Here is a 14034-nt window from a genome sequence, read left to right as displayed (position 1 = left end):
GGTGAGCTGCGGGAACGGCTCGCTCAGCAGCGCAGGACCACGCCCCGGCCCCCGTCCGCCCCGCTCGTCCTGCGCTCCGTGGTCCTGCGCTGCTGAGCGAGCCGTTCCCGCAGCTCACCCCCGCGAGAAACCGCGGCGGGAAACCGGCACAGAACCCCGCACAGGACAGGACCACAGCCATGCCCAGCGACCCGTACACGGTCCTGCGCGCCCTCCTCCGCGCGGAGGCCGTGCGCAGCGCACCCAAGGCACGCCCCGAGCAGCACCCGGAACGCGGCCGGGACCCCAAGGGCGGGGAACGACACCGCCCGAAGGCCCCCGAAACCGACTGAACCGGGCCCGGTCCGAGTGCCCTGGAACCACGGGTTCCAGGGCACTCGGACCGCGGGGACAGCAGGGATCACACGCCACCGACCCGCAGGGATTGCGTCGTTTGACCGATTCACGGAACCTTTTCCCGGGTCGCACTCCGTCGCCATGGCTGCGCCCGGAACGTCTCGACCGGTAGGCTTTCCGTGTGATCTTCAAGCGCATCGGAAACGGCCGGCCGTACCCCGACCACGGCCGGGAAAGCACCCGGCAGTGGGCGGACGTCGCGCCGCGCCCGGTCCGCCTCGATCAGCTCGTGACGACCAAGGGGCAGCTGGACCTGGAAACCCTCCTCGCCGAGGACTCCACGTTCTACGGCGACCTCTTCGCGCACGTGGTGAAGTGGCAGGGCGACCTTTATCTGGAGGACGGCCTCCACCGCGCCGTACGCGCGGCCCTCCAGCAGCGCCAGGTCCTGCACGCCCGCGTCCTCGAACTGGACTGACCGGACCCCCGCGTTCCGGCGGGCCGAGGCGCCGGTTGGCCCTTTTGGGTTGGACTGCCGCGCGGTCAATGATCATCTAGTAGGCATCGCCGCCCAACGGCACTACGCTGCGCCCATGAGCATGCTGACTCCTCCCGGCATGGGCGGCCAGTACCGGATCACGGGGGACAAGTACCCGCGGCTGCGCCGACCGAAGAGGCGCCGCAGGCTCGTGCTCGCGGTCGTCGCGTCCACGACCGCACTGGGCCTGGCCGGCTGGGGAACCCTGCAGCTCATCGACGTCTTCACCGGCGGCGACGACCAGGCCGCCGCGGCCGGCCCCAAGGCGGACTGCTCGACCCGGGTGAGCCCCTCCCCGACCGCGGCCAAGGCCGGCGGCAAGACCTCCGGCAAACCCCAGCCGTACCCGGCGCCCGGGAAGATCACCGTCAACGTCCTCAACGCGACACCCCGCTCGGGCCTCGCCAAGGACACCGCCGAGGAACTGAAGAAACGCGGCTTCCGCATCGGGAACGTGGGCAACGCGACCGAGGAGTACGACAAGAAGGTCAAGGGCACCGCCCTGCTGCTCGGCGCGAAGGCGGCGGAGGACACGGCGCTGCCCGTCCTCAACACCCAGCTCGCCGGCGCCCGGCTGAAGACCGACGGCCGCAAGAAGGCCACCGAGGTCGACCTCGTCATCGGCACCGGGTTCAAGGCCCTCAGCAAGCAGAAGGACGCCGACGCGGCCCTGGCCGAACTGACCAGGCCCAAGCCGACGCCCACTCCGACGAAGACCTGCTGAGCCCCGCGAGGGACCCGGGCGGTCCCTACTCGGCCGCCCCGTACAGCCGGTCCCCCGCGTCGCCCAGGCCCGGCACGATGTAGCCGTGCTCGTTCAGGTGCTGGTCCACCGCGGCCGTCACGACCGTCACCGGGGTGCCCGCCAGCTCGCGCTCCATGACCTCCACGCCCTCGGGCGCGGCGAGGAGCACCACGGCGGTCACGTCGTCGGCGCCCCGGTCGATCAGCTCACGGATCGCGGCGACCAGGGTGCCGCCGGTGGCGAGCATCGGGTCGAGGACGTACACCTGACGCCCCGAGAGGTCCTCGGGCATCCGCGTGGCGTACGTGGAGGCCTCCAGCGTCTCCTCGTTGCGGATCATGCCCAGGAAGCCCACCTCGGCGGTCGGCAGCAGCCGGACCATGCCGTCGAGCATGCCGAGGCCGGCGCGCAGGATCGGCACCACCAGGGGGCGCGGGTGCGAGAGCTTGACGCCCGTGGTCCGGGCGACCGGCGTCTCGATGTCGACCTGCTCCGTGCGCACGTCACGGGTGGCCTCGTAGGCGAGCAGGGTGACCAGCTCGTCGGCGAGACGACGGAAGGTCGGGGAGTCGGTGCGCTGGTCGCGCAGCGTGGTGAGCTTGTGGGCGACCAGGGGGTGGTCGACGACGTGGAGACGCATGACCACAACAGTAACGGGGGTGACAGCGGCGGGCTCCCCGTCCCCGGCCGCGGAACCGTTCACTCGCCGCACAGCAACCCCGACCCACGCGGTTCACCCTTCCGATGGCATCAAACCCGCCGCCGGAGGGAAAGTGGGAGGGACATGGCGGGGGTGGTGAGCCGATGCCGGACGGTGGTGAGCCCATGGCGGGAGTGGACGACGAGTCCCGGCGTCCGCGGAGGGCGGGCGCGACCCGGTCGCGGGGGACGAACCGGGAAGGACAGCGAGGAGCGGACGGCGATCCGCGGCGCGCGACGGACGGGGAACGCCCGCGGGGCACGGACTTGCGGGGCACGGGCCTGCGGGAACCGGCGGAGGCGAACACCGACGCGGGTGCCGCCGACCCCGATGAGCAGGGCGATGCCGCGCGGAGGCGGCGCCGGGCCCAGTTCCTGCGGGAGCTGACGGAGGCACGGGAACTGCGCGACCGGGTGCAGCCGCGCCGGGCCAAGGCGGCCCGGCTCCGACACGCGATGCGTATGCGCACCTTCCGCTGGTAGCCCGGCCGGCAGCCCCGCGAACACCCCCGTTCGACACACCCGTACGCCCCCTCTCGGGGTCCTCGCGAGGTGCTCACGGGGCATGCGCGGGGCGCTCACGGGGTGGCCGTGCATATGCGGCGGGGAACTCCGCGTACGATCCGCAGGTGGCGGCAACAGGTGCGCAGGTGAACGCCTTGCCCGGCCGGCGATCAAAACTGCCGGACACAGGGAGCCGAAGACGTCCCCTGGGCGCTCTGTTTCTGCCACGATTCCGAGTGGGTGGGGCTCGGAGGACAGCACTCCCCGCCCATCGACCTCCGCCGGGGGGACCCCCAACCGGCACGCCTATGACCAGTGGGAGAGTCACGGTGTACTTCGCCGCACTGCTCGCGCGCACCGAAGACGGGTGGGAAGCGAGCGACACAGAGCTCGACGATGTGGAGACCCTGTCGGATCTGGCCGACCTGGCCCGTGAAGCCTCGCCCGACGACGACACGGTGCTGGTGCTCATCGAGCAGGAGGACGCCTGGTTCGGCGTCGTCCGCATCGATGGCGAGGACGACCCTCGTATCTACATCTCGGACGCCGCCGCCGCTGCCCGCAGCAGCTACGGCGAGATCCTGCTCACCGCCGAACTGCTCGGAAAGGAGCCGGGAGACGACGTTCCCGACCTGGACTCCCTCGACCTCGACGGTACGGAGGACGGTGAGCCCGACGACGATGACGATGACGACGACACGGCCGCCGAGGCCGTGCCGCACAGCCCCGTCGGCGACACCGAGATCCTCGACGACCTCGGCGTGAGCGAGAAGGAACTGCGCGCCCTCGACGCCGACGACGCCCTCAACTCCATCGCCGAGGCCCTGGGCGCCTCGGAGGTCCTGGAGACGGTCCGCTAGGTCGTCGCCGGGCCCGTCGGTACGACGGCCCGGCGGCGGACGGCGCGGCGGGCCTCGGGCCTCGGGGCGACTCCCGGACGGCTCGCCGGCGGCCGATCCGCTAGGTTCCCCGGGTGACCGAAGCAACCGACGCAGAGGCACCGGGCCCCGATCCGGTACGCGACCGCTGGCGGCCCGCGATGCGGCTCGCCCTGGACGAGGCCGGGCGGGCCGCCGCGGGCGGAGACGTTCCGGTCGGCGCCGTCGTCTTGTCCCCGGACGGCACGACCGTCCTGGCCACCGGGCACAACGAACGCGAGGCGACCGGCGACCCGACGGCCCACGCCGAGGTACTGGCCGTCCGCCGGGCCGCCGCCGCACTCGGCGAGTGGCGGCTGACCGGCTGCACCCTGGTCGTCACCCTCGAACCCTGCACGATGTGCGCGGGCGCGATCGTGCAGTCCCGGGTCGACCGGGTCGTCTACGGCGCCCGCGACGAGAAGGCCGGCGCGGCCGGTTCCCTCTGGGACGTCGTCCGCGACCGCCGCCTCAACCACCGCCCCGAGGTCGTCGAGGGCGTCCTCGCCGACGACTGCGCCCGGCTCCTCACGGACTTCTTCCGCCTCCGCTGAACCGGCCGCGGCAGCGCCCCCGGGCCTCCCCGCATATCGATTTCAAAGCACGCGCCACCTTGCTGTAAGGTCTCCCTCGGTAGCGTGTCCGAGCGGCCGAAGGAGCTCGCCTCGAAAGCGAGTGTGGCGCAAGTCACCGAGGGTTCAAATCCCTCCGCTACCGCAGGTAGAAGAGGCGCCCGGTTCATCGAACCGGGCGCCTCTTCAACTTCCATCTCAGTTGGTCGCCCAGCGCGACGCGGTCGTCGGCAGCACGCCCACCGAGCAGGTGCGTGCGGCGGTGGTCCTCTCCGATGGCGCGTCGCGTCTCGTCTCCGAGTACGCCATGGCGACGTGGTCACCCGTCCGGAAGGTAGAAGCGACGGACCCGACAGGGCGGCGATGGCCGCGCTACAAGTCGGGCGACGATGCCTCCGTTGCCTTCTGTCAGTGGTGATGCCCCAGGTCAGCGACTCAGCGCACCTTCGGTGCGCGCCGGGGGCGTGGTAAAACCCGTGGCGCGCTGGAGGCGCTTCTGTCTGCCCTGACGGCCATCTGCACGGGTGCGGCCTGTCGTCACCGTTCCGTCACAAGCAGTCGCCGCACGGAACCCTGCCGCTCTCCCGCCCTGTCTGCACTCACGTACCACGACCACGCGTACCGCGGGGCAACAACCGACGACCGAAACCCGCGGACGAGACGACTCAGGGGGACGACAGCATGCGGCACAGCAACGGCATTCGCAGGGCGGCTCTGGCGACGACGGCGGTCACGGCCGTCGCGGCGGCGGTGACCGGCATCCTGCCCGGCACCGCCATGGCGGCGAGCACCACCACCTCCACCCCGCCGCCCGCCTGCTCGGCCTCCGCCCTCCAAGTCAGCGCCAAGCAGGCCGTCCACCGGCCCGTCGGGACCGGGACCGGGGCGGCGGTCGTGCAGTTCACCAACGTCTCCCGGAGGACGTGCGTCCTGAAGGGCCATCCGACGGTCGCGGGCGCCGGCAACGGCTCCCCCGCCCACAACACCCCGCTCAAGGTCACCCGCACCGGCAGGGCTGCCACCGTGACGGTCCGGCCGCACGGCAAGGCGTGGGTGAAGCTGACCTTCGTCCAGGTCCACGGGGAGGCCGACGGCTACTGCGTGTCGGGCAAGGACCCGGTGACGTATCCGACGATGGTCATCGGGCTGCCGCACTCCGGGAAGCACCAGGTCGCCCTGAACGACGGGGTGTGGGCCGAGTGCGACAACAAGGTGACCGCCACCCCGGTCTCGGCGGTCAAGCCTTCCTGACCCCACCGTCCCCACAAATCGAGCAGCCTGCACGACGATCGCAACGCTCTGACCTGCTGCTATTTACGCGTCAGCAGCACGTGGCGGTACCCCGCTCCGTCTCAGTTTCCGTCTCATTCACCATGGTTCAAATCCCTCCGCTACCGCTGAAGAAGGGCCTCACCGTCAGGTGGGGCCCTTCCTGCGTTCCGGGGATCTCCTGCGAACGCATGATCGGGTTACACTCGCCGCCGGTGGACAGGGACATATGAGGCGGGGGAGGCCGCTGTGGCGGTGCAGGGGAAGAAGATCGCGCTGTACGTGCTCGTGGTCTTCGTGCTGTACGTGATCATCACGGACCCGGCCAAGGCCGCGGACTACGTCCAGATAGGGTTCGAGGGCGTCTCGACCGCCGCCCAGTCCGTCGGCGACTTCTTCACGTGGATCGCCGACGGAGCGGAGTGACCAGCAGCACCACGCGTCGTACGACCTTCCCGGAGCGCCCATGATCCGCCATCTGGTCCTGTTCAAGCTCAACGAGGGCGTCGAGCGCGACGATCCGCGGGTCGTCGAGGGCGAGAAGGCCTTCCGGGCGCTCGACGGCACCATCGCGGAGCTGCGCCACTGGGAGCTGGGCTGGAACATCAGCGACCGGCCCATCGCGTACGACTTCGCGATCAACTCGGCGTTCGACGACGCGGACTCCCTGCGCCGGTACGTCGAGCACCCCGACCACCAGGCCGGCGTCGCCCTGTGGCGGGAGTTCGCCACGTGGGTGATCGCGGACTACGAGTACTGACCCGCCGGGCTGCCCGCCCATACGCCCGTACGGCCCGCCCCGCACCACTCAAAAGGTGCGGGGCTTCGTCGTGCCCCGTTTCCCGGTTCCCCCGATTGCCCGGCACGGTCTCAACTCTCCCTCAACACGGCGATATGCGGTGCTTGATCACAGTGCACATGTCTTGTGATGCTATGACCGCTTTTGACGGTTGAGTTGATGAGTTGATCGATGAAGAGGTGGCGTTGACCGTGTCGGCCAGTACTGCGCCACCCCAGGAAGAAACCCAAGCGCCCGTTCAGGAGAAACGTCGCGGCGCCGACACCCGCGCCCTCACCCAGGTCCTCTTCGGCCAGCTCAAGCACCTGGAACCGGGTACTCCGGAGCACAACCGCGTACGCGGGGCGCTCATCGAGGCGAACCTCCCGCTCGTGCGGTACGCGGCCGCCCGTTTCCGCTCCCGCAACGAGCCCATGGAGGACGTCGTCCAGGTCGGCACCATCGGCCTGATCAACGCCATCGACCGCTTCGACCCCGACCGGGGCGTGCAGTTCCCGACCTTCGCGATGCCGACCGTCGTCGGCGAGATCAAGCGCTACTTCCGCGACAACGTCCGCACGGTCCACGTCCCCCGCCGGCTGCACGAGCTCTGGGTCCAGGTGAACGGCGCCACCGAGGACCTCACGACCGCCTTCGGCCGCACCCCCACGACCGCCGAGATCGCCGAGCGGCTCCGGATCACCGAGGACGAGGTCCTGTCCTGCATCGAGGCCGGCCGCTCCTACCACGCGACCTCACTGGAGGCCGCCCAGGAGGGCGACGGGATGCCGGGGCTCCTCGACCGGCTCGGTTACGAGGACCCCGAGCTCGACGGCGTCGAACACCGCGACCTCGTACGGCACCTCCTCGTGCAGCTCCCCGAACGCGAACAGCGCATCCTGCTCCTCCGCTACTACAGCAATCTGACGCAGTCGCAGATCAGCGCGGAGCTGGGCGTCTCCCAGATGCATGTCTCCCGACTGCTGGCCCGGAGCTTCGCGCGACTGCGGTCGGCGAACCGCATCGAGCCCTAGGCGGCATCGAGCCCCGGGCGGCGGCGACGGCCGGGCGGCGGCGACGGCCGGGCGGCGGCGACGGCCGGGCGGCGGCGACGGCCCGGGCCGCGGCGATGACCGAGCCATGGTGCGGCCGAAGTCGGCCCTTTCGGGCACCGCGCGACCGGGGACACCGGCGTGACCGTCGGTAACCGGCAACCCCCGTTCCACCTCGGAGGGCCCGTGGGGCACGCGGGGCGCACAAAGGCAGGCGGGGCGCACAGAATGGGCCACGAGCACACGTGCCCAGGCCATCTGGCCTAACCGAATGCGCTGTCGAGGCATCACCGCCGAGAGCGAATCACTCACAGCAACTCTTTCCGGCAGTTATGGCCCGAAACCCCGTCAGACTGCCTGTTTCCAGGGCTAATTACCCCTCCCCATGTCGACATGTCACTACATCGCGTTGCCGACGTGTGACATTCTTCCCCCAGCGCGTTTGCCGTGGCCTCGCCGCCGGTATTCAGGTGGAGGCTGCGTTCCCTACGACGGAGCGTCCGCCGCGACCGTCCGCGACCCAAAGGGGGTGGCATGTCCGCAGACCAGGGCAGCTCGAAGGTGCTCACGCTCGCCAAGAGCGAGACCGCGCCCGACGCTATCCAGGCCCCTCAGGACCTTCAGGAGCTCGAGGACCTTCCCGGCACCGAGGCTCCGCCGGCGCCTGAGTTCCCGGCCTTGCCGGCCTCGGCGAACATCGACACCCGCACCCTGTCCCGCTCCCTGTTCCTGCGGCTCGCCGCCCTCGACGAGAACAGCCCCGAGCGCGCCTACGTCCGGGACACCCTCATCGAGCTCAACCTCCCGCTGGTGCGTTACGCGGCCGCTCGTTTCCGGTCGCGCAACGAGCCGATGGAGGACATCGTCCAGGTCGGCACCATCGGCCTGATCAAGGCGATCGACCGCTTCGACTGCGAACGGGGCGTGGAGTTCCCGACGTTCGCGATGCCGACGGTCGTGGGCGAGATCAAGCGATTCTTCCGCGACACCTCGTGGTCGGTCCGGGTCCCGCGCCGCCTCCAGGAGCTGCGCCTGGCCCTCACCAAGGCCAGCGACGAGCTGTCGCAGAAGCTCGACCGCTCCCCGACGGTCACCGAACTCGCCGCCGTACTGGGCGTGTCGGAGGAGGACGTCGTCGACGGCCTCGCGGTCGGCAACGCGTACACGGCGTCGTCGCTCGACTCACCCGCCCCCGAGGACGACGGTGGCGAGGGCTCGCTGGCGGACCGCCTCGGCTACGAGGACACCGCGCTCGAAGGGGTCGAGTACCGCGAGTCCCTCAAGCCGCTGCTCGCCAAACTCCCGCCCCGTGAGCGCCGGATCATCATGCTCCGCTTCTTCGCGAACATGACCCAGTCCCAGATCGGCGAAGAGGTCGGCATCTCCCAGATGCACGTCTCCCGCCTCCTCACCCGCACCCTGGCCCAGCTCCGCGAGGGCCTCATCTCCGACTGAGCCCCCGTCAAGAGACGGTAGCGAGCGCCCAGACAGAGAAACGACCGCCGGGATGTCCATCCGTTCAGGACATCCCGGCGGTCGTCGTGCGCGCGGATGGATATGCGGGGGGCGAGTAGCTGGGTTGGGGAGCGGAGTAGCTGGGTGGGTGTGTGCGGGTGGCGGGTGGTTGCTCGCGCAGTTTCCCCGCCCCTTGAGAACGCCGGGCGCCACCCATGCCGTCGAGGGGTGCGGGGAACTGCGCGGCCGGCCACGGACCGCCCCGCAACCGCAAGATCACAGGAACCCGGCAGACGCATGGGCGCCCGGCAGACACACAGGGCACCCGGCAGACGCGAAGGCGCCCCCCTGGCCGGCTAGCCCAGCGCCAGCCACACCACCGCCGCGACCACCGCCACCGCCGCGACGATCCCGACGATCAGACCGACGCGGGGCCCGGAGGAGGCCACCTCCGCACGGCCACCCCGCGGGGTCTCGTCAACGAACGCGCGGAACATCTGCGTGCTCCCGGCGGGGTCGTAGTTGCCCTGGGGGCCCTGGTTGTCAGCCATGGCCCGAGACCTTAGCGAATCCGCGAGGGGGCACCCAAGTGGGGTGGGGCGGAGCGGCCCCCGCCGCGGCGCCCTCCTTTGCCAAGACTTGGTCCGCGAACCTCCAGATTCGTTTGCCTGCGGCAACCATCCAGTTCTATGGTTGCCCTAAGCAACAAACACGGGAGGGGCTCCCATGGCCGAGCGAGCGCAGTACGAGGAGCTGGCCCGCCAGCTCAGCGCCATCGGGGTCGTGAAGCGGGAGATCGCACGGATGCTGCCGTACGACTGCCCCGGCGGATCGGCGGGAGTCCTCACGCTGCTCGACCGGAACGGCGAGATGCGGATGAGCAGGCTCGCCGAGCTGCTCTCGGTGGACATGTCGGTGACCAGCCGCCATGTCGCGCACGTCGCCGAGCGGGGCTGGATCGAACGGCTGCCCGACCCGGCGGACAGGCGCTCGCGCATCCTGCGCCTGACCCCCGAGGGCCGGGCCCTGGTCGCCGAACTCCACCGGCGCACCAGCCGGGTGATGGCCCATCGGCTGAGCGACTGGTCCGACGACGAGGTCGGCGAGCTGGTCCGGCTCCTCGGCCGGCTGCGCCACAGCTTCGACGCGGCCGCCGCCTCCCGCCCGGCCCCCTGAAAGACACCCACCACAACCCGTACACCTGCGAAGACCACGTAAGAGAAGGAAGCCCATGGCAACGACCACACCAGCCGGTGTGCGGGCTCACGCCAAGCACGGCCACGGCCCCGCCAAGGGGGCCTCGCACGGCGGCGACGGCACTCCGATGACGCACCGGCAGATCATGGAAGCGCTGACCGGACTGCTGCTCGGCATGTTCGTGGCGATCCTGTCGTCGACGATCGTCTCGAACGCCCTGCCCGACATCATCAAGGACCTGGGCGGCGGCCAGAGCGCGTACACCTGGGTGGTGACCGCGTCGCTGCTGGCGATGACCGCGTCCACCCCGCTGTGGGGCAAGCTCGCCGACCTGTTCTCCAAGAAGCTGCTGATCCAGCTGGCGCTCGTCATCTTCGTGCTCGGCTCGGCCGCGGCAGGACTGTCCCAGAACGCCGGGATGCTGATCGGGTTCCGCGCGGTGCAGGGCGTCGGCATGGGCGGCCTGTCGTCGCTGGCGCAGATCATCCTCGCCGCGATGATCTCCCCGCGGGAGCGCGGCCGGTACAACGGCTACCTCGGCGCCACCTTCGCGACCGCCATGGTCGGCGGCCCGCTGGTCGGCGGGGTCATCACCGACACCGACTGGCTGGGCTGGCGCTGGTGCTTCTACGTCGGCGTCCCCTTCGCGGTGATCGCCCTGATCGTGCTCCAGCGGACCCTTCACCTGCCCGTCGTCCGGCGCAAGGTCAAGGTCGACTGGGCAGGCGCCTTCCTGATCACCGCCGCGGTCTGCCTGCTGCTGATCTGGGTGACCTTCGCCGGTGACAAGTACGACTGGGTGTCCTGGCAGACGTACGCGATGGTCGGCGGCACGGTGGCCCTCCTCGCGCTGTTCGTCCTCGTCGAGGCGAAGGCGAGCGAGCCGATCATCCCGCTGCGGCTGTTCCGCAACCGTACGATCACCCTGGCCTCGCTGGCCTCGCTCTTCGTCGGTGTCGCGATGTTCGCGGGCACCATCTTCTTCAGCCAGTACTTCCAGCTGGCCCGCGGCAAGTCGCCGACCATGTCCGGCGTCCTGACCATCCCGATGATCGCCGGTCTGTTCGTCTCGTCGACCGTCTCCGGCCAGGTCATCACCCGCACCGGCCGCTGGAAGGCCTGGCTGCTCGCCGGCGGTGTGCTGGTGACCGCGGGTCTCGGTCTGCTGGGCACGCTCCGGTACGACACCCCGTACTGGCACGTGGCGGTCTTCATGGCCCTGCTCGGCCTCGGCGTCGGCATGATGATGCAGAACCTGGTGCTGTGCACGCAGAACCAGGTGGCCCCGGGCGACCTGGGCGCCGCCAGCTCCGTCGTCACGTTCTTCCGCTCCCTCGGCGGCGCGATCGGCGTCTCCGCGTTGGGCGCGGTCCTCAGCCACCGGATCACCCACTACGCGGAGGAGGGCCTCGCGGGGCTCGGGGTGTCCGGCTCCTCCATGGGCCACGGCGAGATCCCCGACCTGGACGCGCTGCCCGCGCCGATCCGCACGGTCATCGAGAGCTCCTACGGCCACGGCATCGGCGACGTCTTCCTGTACGCCGCGCCCTTCGCCGTCCTCGCGCTCGTCTTCTCCGTCTTCATCAAGGAGGTCCCGCTGCGGACCCACGGGGCGCTCGCCCAGGCGGCGGCGGAGAAGGAGACGGCCGGTACGGCACCGGCTGCGGCTCCTTCCGCCGCGGCTCCCTCCACCGCTACGGCTTCCGCCACGGCTGACGCGGCTTCGTTGGTGGCCGACCCGGCAACCGCTCCGGCCACCGCCTCGGGCTCCGTCCCGGCGTCGGTGGGCGGCGGGGTGCCCGTACGGGGGCATGTGCGCGGGGTCGAGGAGGCGCCCGTGCCGGGGGCCGCGGTCACGCTGATCTCGCTCGGGGGCCGGCAGCTCGGCCGTTCGGTCGCGGGGGCCGACGGGGTCTACGCGGTGGACGCGCCCGGCGCCGGGTCGTATGTGCTGATCGCCGCCGCCGACGGGTTCCAGCCGCAGGCGTCCACGATCGTCGTGAACGGCGAGCCGGTCTCGTACGACGTCCTGCTGAGCGGCACGAGCGGGCTGAACGGTGTGGTGCGGGCCACCGGGGCCGCGCTGCCCGTCAAGGACGCGATGGTCGTGGTGACCGATGTGCGCGGGGACGTACTGGCCACCGGAACCACCGGTGAGCAGGGCGAGTTCGGCTTCGGGGAGCTGGTGCCCGGTCCCGTCACCGTCGCGGTGAACGCCGCCGGGTTCCGTCCGCGCGCCCTGCCCGTCGAGGTCGGCGGCACCGGCGTCACCCGCGTCGAGATCGACCTGGAGGCCGGGGCCCGGCTCCAGGGGGTCGTCCGGGCGCCGGGCGGGCCGCTGGCCGACGCCCGCGTGACGCTCGTCGACGCGGCGGGCAACGTCGTCGCCACCGCCACCACCGGTTCGGACGGGGCGTACGCCTTCGCCGACCTGGACGGCGGCGACTACACGGTCATCGCCACCGGGTACCCGCCCGTGGCCACGGCCCTGACGGTCTCCGGCACCGGAGTCGACGGCCACGACATCGAACTCGCCCACCCCGGCGAGTAGTTCACACCCGGTCGGCGGGGCGGTGCCTCCGCCCCGCCGACGGTCGCACCCGAGGAGTGACGCGCACATGGGACTGACCGCGAGGATCCGCACGAGGGACGGCTGGGCCGTGTCGCACGCGGTCGTCACGGTGACCGACATGGCCGGTACGCAGGTGATGCGGGCCGAGGCCGACGCGGAGGGAGTGGTCCACGAGCCCACGGCGCTCGCGCCCGGCGCGTACACGGTGATCGTCACGGCCGTCGGCTACGGGCCGGTCGCGTCGAGCGCCCTGGTCACCGCGAGCGGCCGGGCGGAGGTCGGCACGGTCACCCTCGCCCGGCTCGGCGGCACCGAACTCCCGCCGCCCGGCCCCTGGACCGTCGACCCGGCTCACTCGTCCGTCGCGGCGGTCGCCCAGCACCTGGGCATCTCCAGCGTCCGCGGGCGGTTCACCGAGTTCTCCGGTTCGATCGAGATCGCCCCGACCCCGGACGAGGGCACCAAGTCCCGTGTGGCGGCGGTGATCCGGGCCGCCTCGATCGACACGGGCAACGGCATGCGCAACGACCACTTGCGGTCCCCTGACTTCCTGGACGTGGAACGCCACCCGGAGATCACCTACGTGTCCACGGGCCTCACCCCCGTCGCCCCGGACCGCTGGACGGTGCACGGCGAGCTGACCCTGCACGGCGTCGTCCGCCCGGTCGACCTCGACCTCGCGTACCTCGGCACCGGCCCCGACCCGTGGGGCGGCACGCGCGCCGCGTTCCGGGCGACGACGGAACTGCGCCGCGAGGACTTCGCGATGAACTACAACCAGGTCCTCCAGGCGGGCATCGCGGCCATCGGCACGACCCTGAAGGTGGAACTGGACGTCCAGGCGGTGCAGGGGGAGAGCCTGCCCGGTGGCCTGTAGGCGACCCGGCCCTACGCTGTGCGCATGGCACGGAACATCGCGACCAACACCAAGGTCTCCCTCGACGAGCTCCTCGACTTCGTACGCCCCCGGCACCGGGCGCTCCTGCTGACCCGACGGGCCGACGGTGGGCCGCAGGCCTCACCGCTGACCTGCGGTGTCGACGACTCGGGCCGCATTGTGGTCTCCACGTACCCCGAGCGCGCCAAGACGCGCAACGCCAAGCGGGACGAGCGGGTCAGCGTCGTCGTCCTCAGCGACGACTGGGACGGCCCCTGGGTCCAGATCGACGGAACCGCCGAGGTCATCGACTCCCCGGAGTCGGTGGAGCCACTGGTGGAGTACTTCCGCAACATCGCGGGCGAGCACCCGAACTGGGACGAGTACCGGGAGGCCATGGTCAAGCAGGGCAAGTCGATCATCCGCATCACCCCGGACCGCTGGGGCCCGGTGGCGACGGGCGGCTTCCCGGCACGGCTGGTGGAAGGGGACTGAGGGCCGGGGGAGGACTGAGAGCCCTCCC

General features: G+C 71.1%; 17 protein-coding genes and 1 tRNA gene. 16 read left to right on the top strand and 2 right to left on the bottom strand.

Features of this window, described 5'->3' with window-relative positions; translation table 11 throughout:
• Positions 1-179 precede the first annotated feature (179 nt).
• From AOK23_RS48450 to AOK23_RS16220, 3 genes are all read left to right on the top strand, one after another.
• Positions 180-332 (top strand): hypothetical protein, encoded by a 153-nt coding sequence (locus AOK23_RS48450; protein ID WP_169797952.1) that lies wholly within the window; start codon positions 180-182, stop codon positions 330-332.
• 185 nt (positions 333-517) lie between these two features.
• Positions 518-814 carry a type II toxin-antitoxin system VapB family antitoxin gene (locus AOK23_RS16225; protein ID WP_003999914.1) on the top strand — a complete coding sequence of 99 codons (297 nt, stop codon included), beginning with the start codon at positions 518-520 and terminating at the stop codon, positions 812-814.
• A 139-nt stretch (positions 815-953) separates the two neighbouring features.
• Entirely contained in the window at positions 954-1598 is a 645-nt protein-coding gene (locus tag AOK23_RS16220) for a LytR C-terminal domain-containing protein (protein WP_055713420.1), read from the top strand.
• A gap of 25 nt (positions 1599-1623) precedes the next feature.
• Here the strand turns inward: AOK23_RS16220 and upp are convergent, their stop codons facing one another.
• Entirely contained in the window at positions 1624-2259 is a 636-nt protein-coding gene (gene upp / locus AOK23_RS16215) for a uracil phosphoribosyltransferase (protein WP_055713423.1), read from the bottom strand.
• 341 nt (positions 2260-2600) lie between these two features.
• Between upp and AOK23_RS16210 the strand changes: the two genes are divergently transcribed.
• From AOK23_RS16210 to AOK23_RS16170, 9 genes are all read left to right on the top strand, one after another.
• The gene (locus AOK23_RS16210) at positions 2601-2801 is read left to right on the top strand and encodes a hypothetical protein (RefSeq protein WP_055713422.1); all 201 of its coding nucleotides are present in this window, start codon (positions 2601-2603) and stop codon (positions 2799-2801) included.
• 350 nt (positions 2802-3151) lie between these two features.
• The gene (locus tag AOK23_RS16205) at positions 3152-3682 is read left to right on the top strand and encodes a tRNA adenosine deaminase-associated protein (RefSeq protein ID WP_055713419.1); all 531 of its coding nucleotides are present in this window, start codon (positions 3152-3154) and stop codon (positions 3680-3682) included.
• A 179-nt stretch (positions 3683-3861) separates the two neighbouring features.
• Complete coding sequence (gene tadA, locus AOK23_RS16200; protein WP_055542935.1) at positions 3862-4293, top strand: tRNA adenosine(34) deaminase TadA; 432 nt, start codon at positions 3862-3864, stop codon at positions 4291-4293.
• Positions 4294-4371: 78 nt separating this feature from the next.
• Positions 4372-4456, top strand: a tRNA-Ser gene (locus AOK23_RS16195).
• A gap of 536 nt (positions 4457-4992) precedes the next feature.
• The gene (locus AOK23_RS16185; RefSeq protein ID WP_055713417.1) at positions 4993-5562 is read left to right on the top strand and encodes a DUF4232 domain-containing protein; all 570 of its coding nucleotides are present in this window, start codon (positions 4993-4995) and stop codon (positions 5560-5562) included.
• Between the two features lie 267 nt (positions 5563-5829).
• Positions 5830-6006: a hypothetical protein gene (locus AOK23_RS48445; protein ID WP_169800303.1), complete on the top strand. Its 177-nt coding sequence runs from the start codon at positions 5830-5832 to the stop codon at positions 6004-6006.
• Between the two features lie 40 nt (positions 6007-6046).
• Positions 6047-6340 (top strand): Dabb family protein, encoded by a 294-nt coding sequence (locus AOK23_RS16180; protein WP_055713416.1) that lies wholly within the window; start codon positions 6047-6049, stop codon positions 6338-6340.
• 218 nt (positions 6341-6558) lie between these two features.
• The gene (locus tag AOK23_RS16175; RefSeq protein WP_079049511.1) at positions 6559-7392 is read left to right on the top strand and encodes an RNA polymerase sigma factor SigF; all 834 of its coding nucleotides are present in this window, start codon (positions 6559-6561) and stop codon (positions 7390-7392) included.
• Between the two features lie 552 nt (positions 7393-7944).
• Positions 7945-8865, top strand: coding sequence for an RNA polymerase sigma factor SigF (locus AOK23_RS16170; protein WP_055713414.1), 921 nt, complete (start codon positions 7945-7947; stop codon positions 8863-8865).
• A gap of 356 nt (positions 8866-9221) precedes the next feature.
• On the opposite strand, the gene AOK23_RS16165 is transcribed toward AOK23_RS16170, so the two are convergent.
• Positions 9222-9416 carry a hypothetical protein gene (locus AOK23_RS16165; protein ID WP_055713413.1) on the bottom strand — a complete coding sequence of 65 codons (195 nt, stop codon included), beginning with the start codon at positions 9414-9416 and terminating at the stop codon, positions 9222-9224.
• Between the two features lie 175 nt (positions 9417-9591).
• On the opposite strand from AOK23_RS16165, the gene AOK23_RS16160 reads away from it, so the two are divergent.
• From AOK23_RS16160 to AOK23_RS16145, 4 genes are all read left to right on the top strand, one after another.
• Positions 9592-10041 (top strand): MarR family winged helix-turn-helix transcriptional regulator, encoded by a 450-nt coding sequence (locus tag AOK23_RS16160; RefSeq protein WP_055713412.1) that lies wholly within the window; start codon positions 9592-9594, stop codon positions 10039-10041.
• Positions 10042-10189: 148 nt separating this feature from the next.
• Entirely contained in the window at positions 10190-12613 is a 2424-nt protein-coding gene (locus AOK23_RS16155; RefSeq protein WP_055713421.1) for an MFS transporter, read from the top strand.
• A gap of 67 nt (positions 12614-12680) precedes the next feature.
• Positions 12681-13511, top strand: coding sequence for a YceI family protein (locus AOK23_RS16150; RefSeq protein WP_055713411.1), 831 nt, complete (start codon positions 12681-12683; stop codon positions 13509-13511).
• 24 nt (positions 13512-13535) lie between these two features.
• Complete coding sequence (locus AOK23_RS16145; RefSeq protein ID WP_055520542.1) at positions 13536-14006, top strand: PPOX class F420-dependent oxidoreductase; 471 nt, start codon at positions 13536-13538, stop codon at positions 14004-14006.
• Positions 14007-14034 lie beyond the last annotated feature (28 nt).

It is taken from the genome of Streptomyces torulosus, assembly GCF_001419765.1.
GTDB lineage: Bacteria > Actinomycetota > Actinomycetes > Streptomycetales > Streptomycetaceae > Streptomyces > Streptomyces torulosus.
Note: the sequence above shows the minus strand (reverse complement) of the source record. Positions and strands in the feature narration are given on the sequence as shown.

What these genes read in the sequence shown, in the direction of transcription:
- AOK23_RS48450 (WP_169797952.1), top strand. Translation starts at nt 180, where the DNA reads ATGCCCAGCGACCCGTACACGGTCCTGCGCGCCCTCCTCCGCGCGGAG.
- AOK23_RS16220 (WP_055713420.1), top strand. Translation starts at nt 954, where the DNA reads ATGGGCGGCCAGTACCGGATCACGGGGGACAAGTACCCGCGGCTGCGC.
- upp (WP_055713423.1), bottom strand. Translation starts at nt 2,259, where the DNA reads ATGCGTCTCCACGTCGTCGACCACCCCCTGGTCGCCCACAAGCTCACC.
- tadA (WP_055542935.1), top strand. Translation starts at nt 3,862, where the DNA reads ATGCGGCTCGCCCTGGACGAGGCCGGGCGGGCCGCCGCGGGCGGAGAC.
- AOK23_RS16185 (WP_055713417.1), top strand. Translation starts at nt 4,993, where the DNA reads ATGCGGCACAGCAACGGCATTCGCAGGGCGGCTCTGGCGACGACGGCG.
- AOK23_RS16180 (WP_055713416.1), top strand. Translation starts at nt 6,047, where the DNA reads ATGATCCGCCATCTGGTCCTGTTCAAGCTCAACGAGGGCGTCGAGCGC.
- AOK23_RS16170 (WP_055713414.1), top strand. Translation starts at nt 7,945, where the DNA reads ATGTCCGCAGACCAGGGCAGCTCGAAGGTGCTCACGCTCGCCAAGAGC.
- AOK23_RS16165 (WP_055713413.1), bottom strand. Translation starts at nt 9,416, where the DNA reads ATGGCTGACAACCAGGGCCCCCAGGGCAACTACGACCCCGCCGGGAGC.
- AOK23_RS16160 (WP_055713412.1), top strand. Translation starts at nt 9,592, where the DNA reads ATGGCCGAGCGAGCGCAGTACGAGGAGCTGGCCCGCCAGCTCAGCGCC.
- AOK23_RS16155 (WP_055713421.1), top strand. Translation starts at nt 10,190, where the DNA reads ATGACGCACCGGCAGATCATGGAAGCGCTGACCGGACTGCTGCTCGGC.
- AOK23_RS16150 (WP_055713411.1), top strand. Translation starts at nt 12,681, where the DNA reads ATGGGACTGACCGCGAGGATCCGCACGAGGGACGGCTGGGCCGTGTCG.
- AOK23_RS16145 (WP_055520542.1), top strand. Translation starts at nt 13,536, where the DNA reads ATGGCACGGAACATCGCGACCAACACCAAGGTCTCCCTCGACGAGCTC.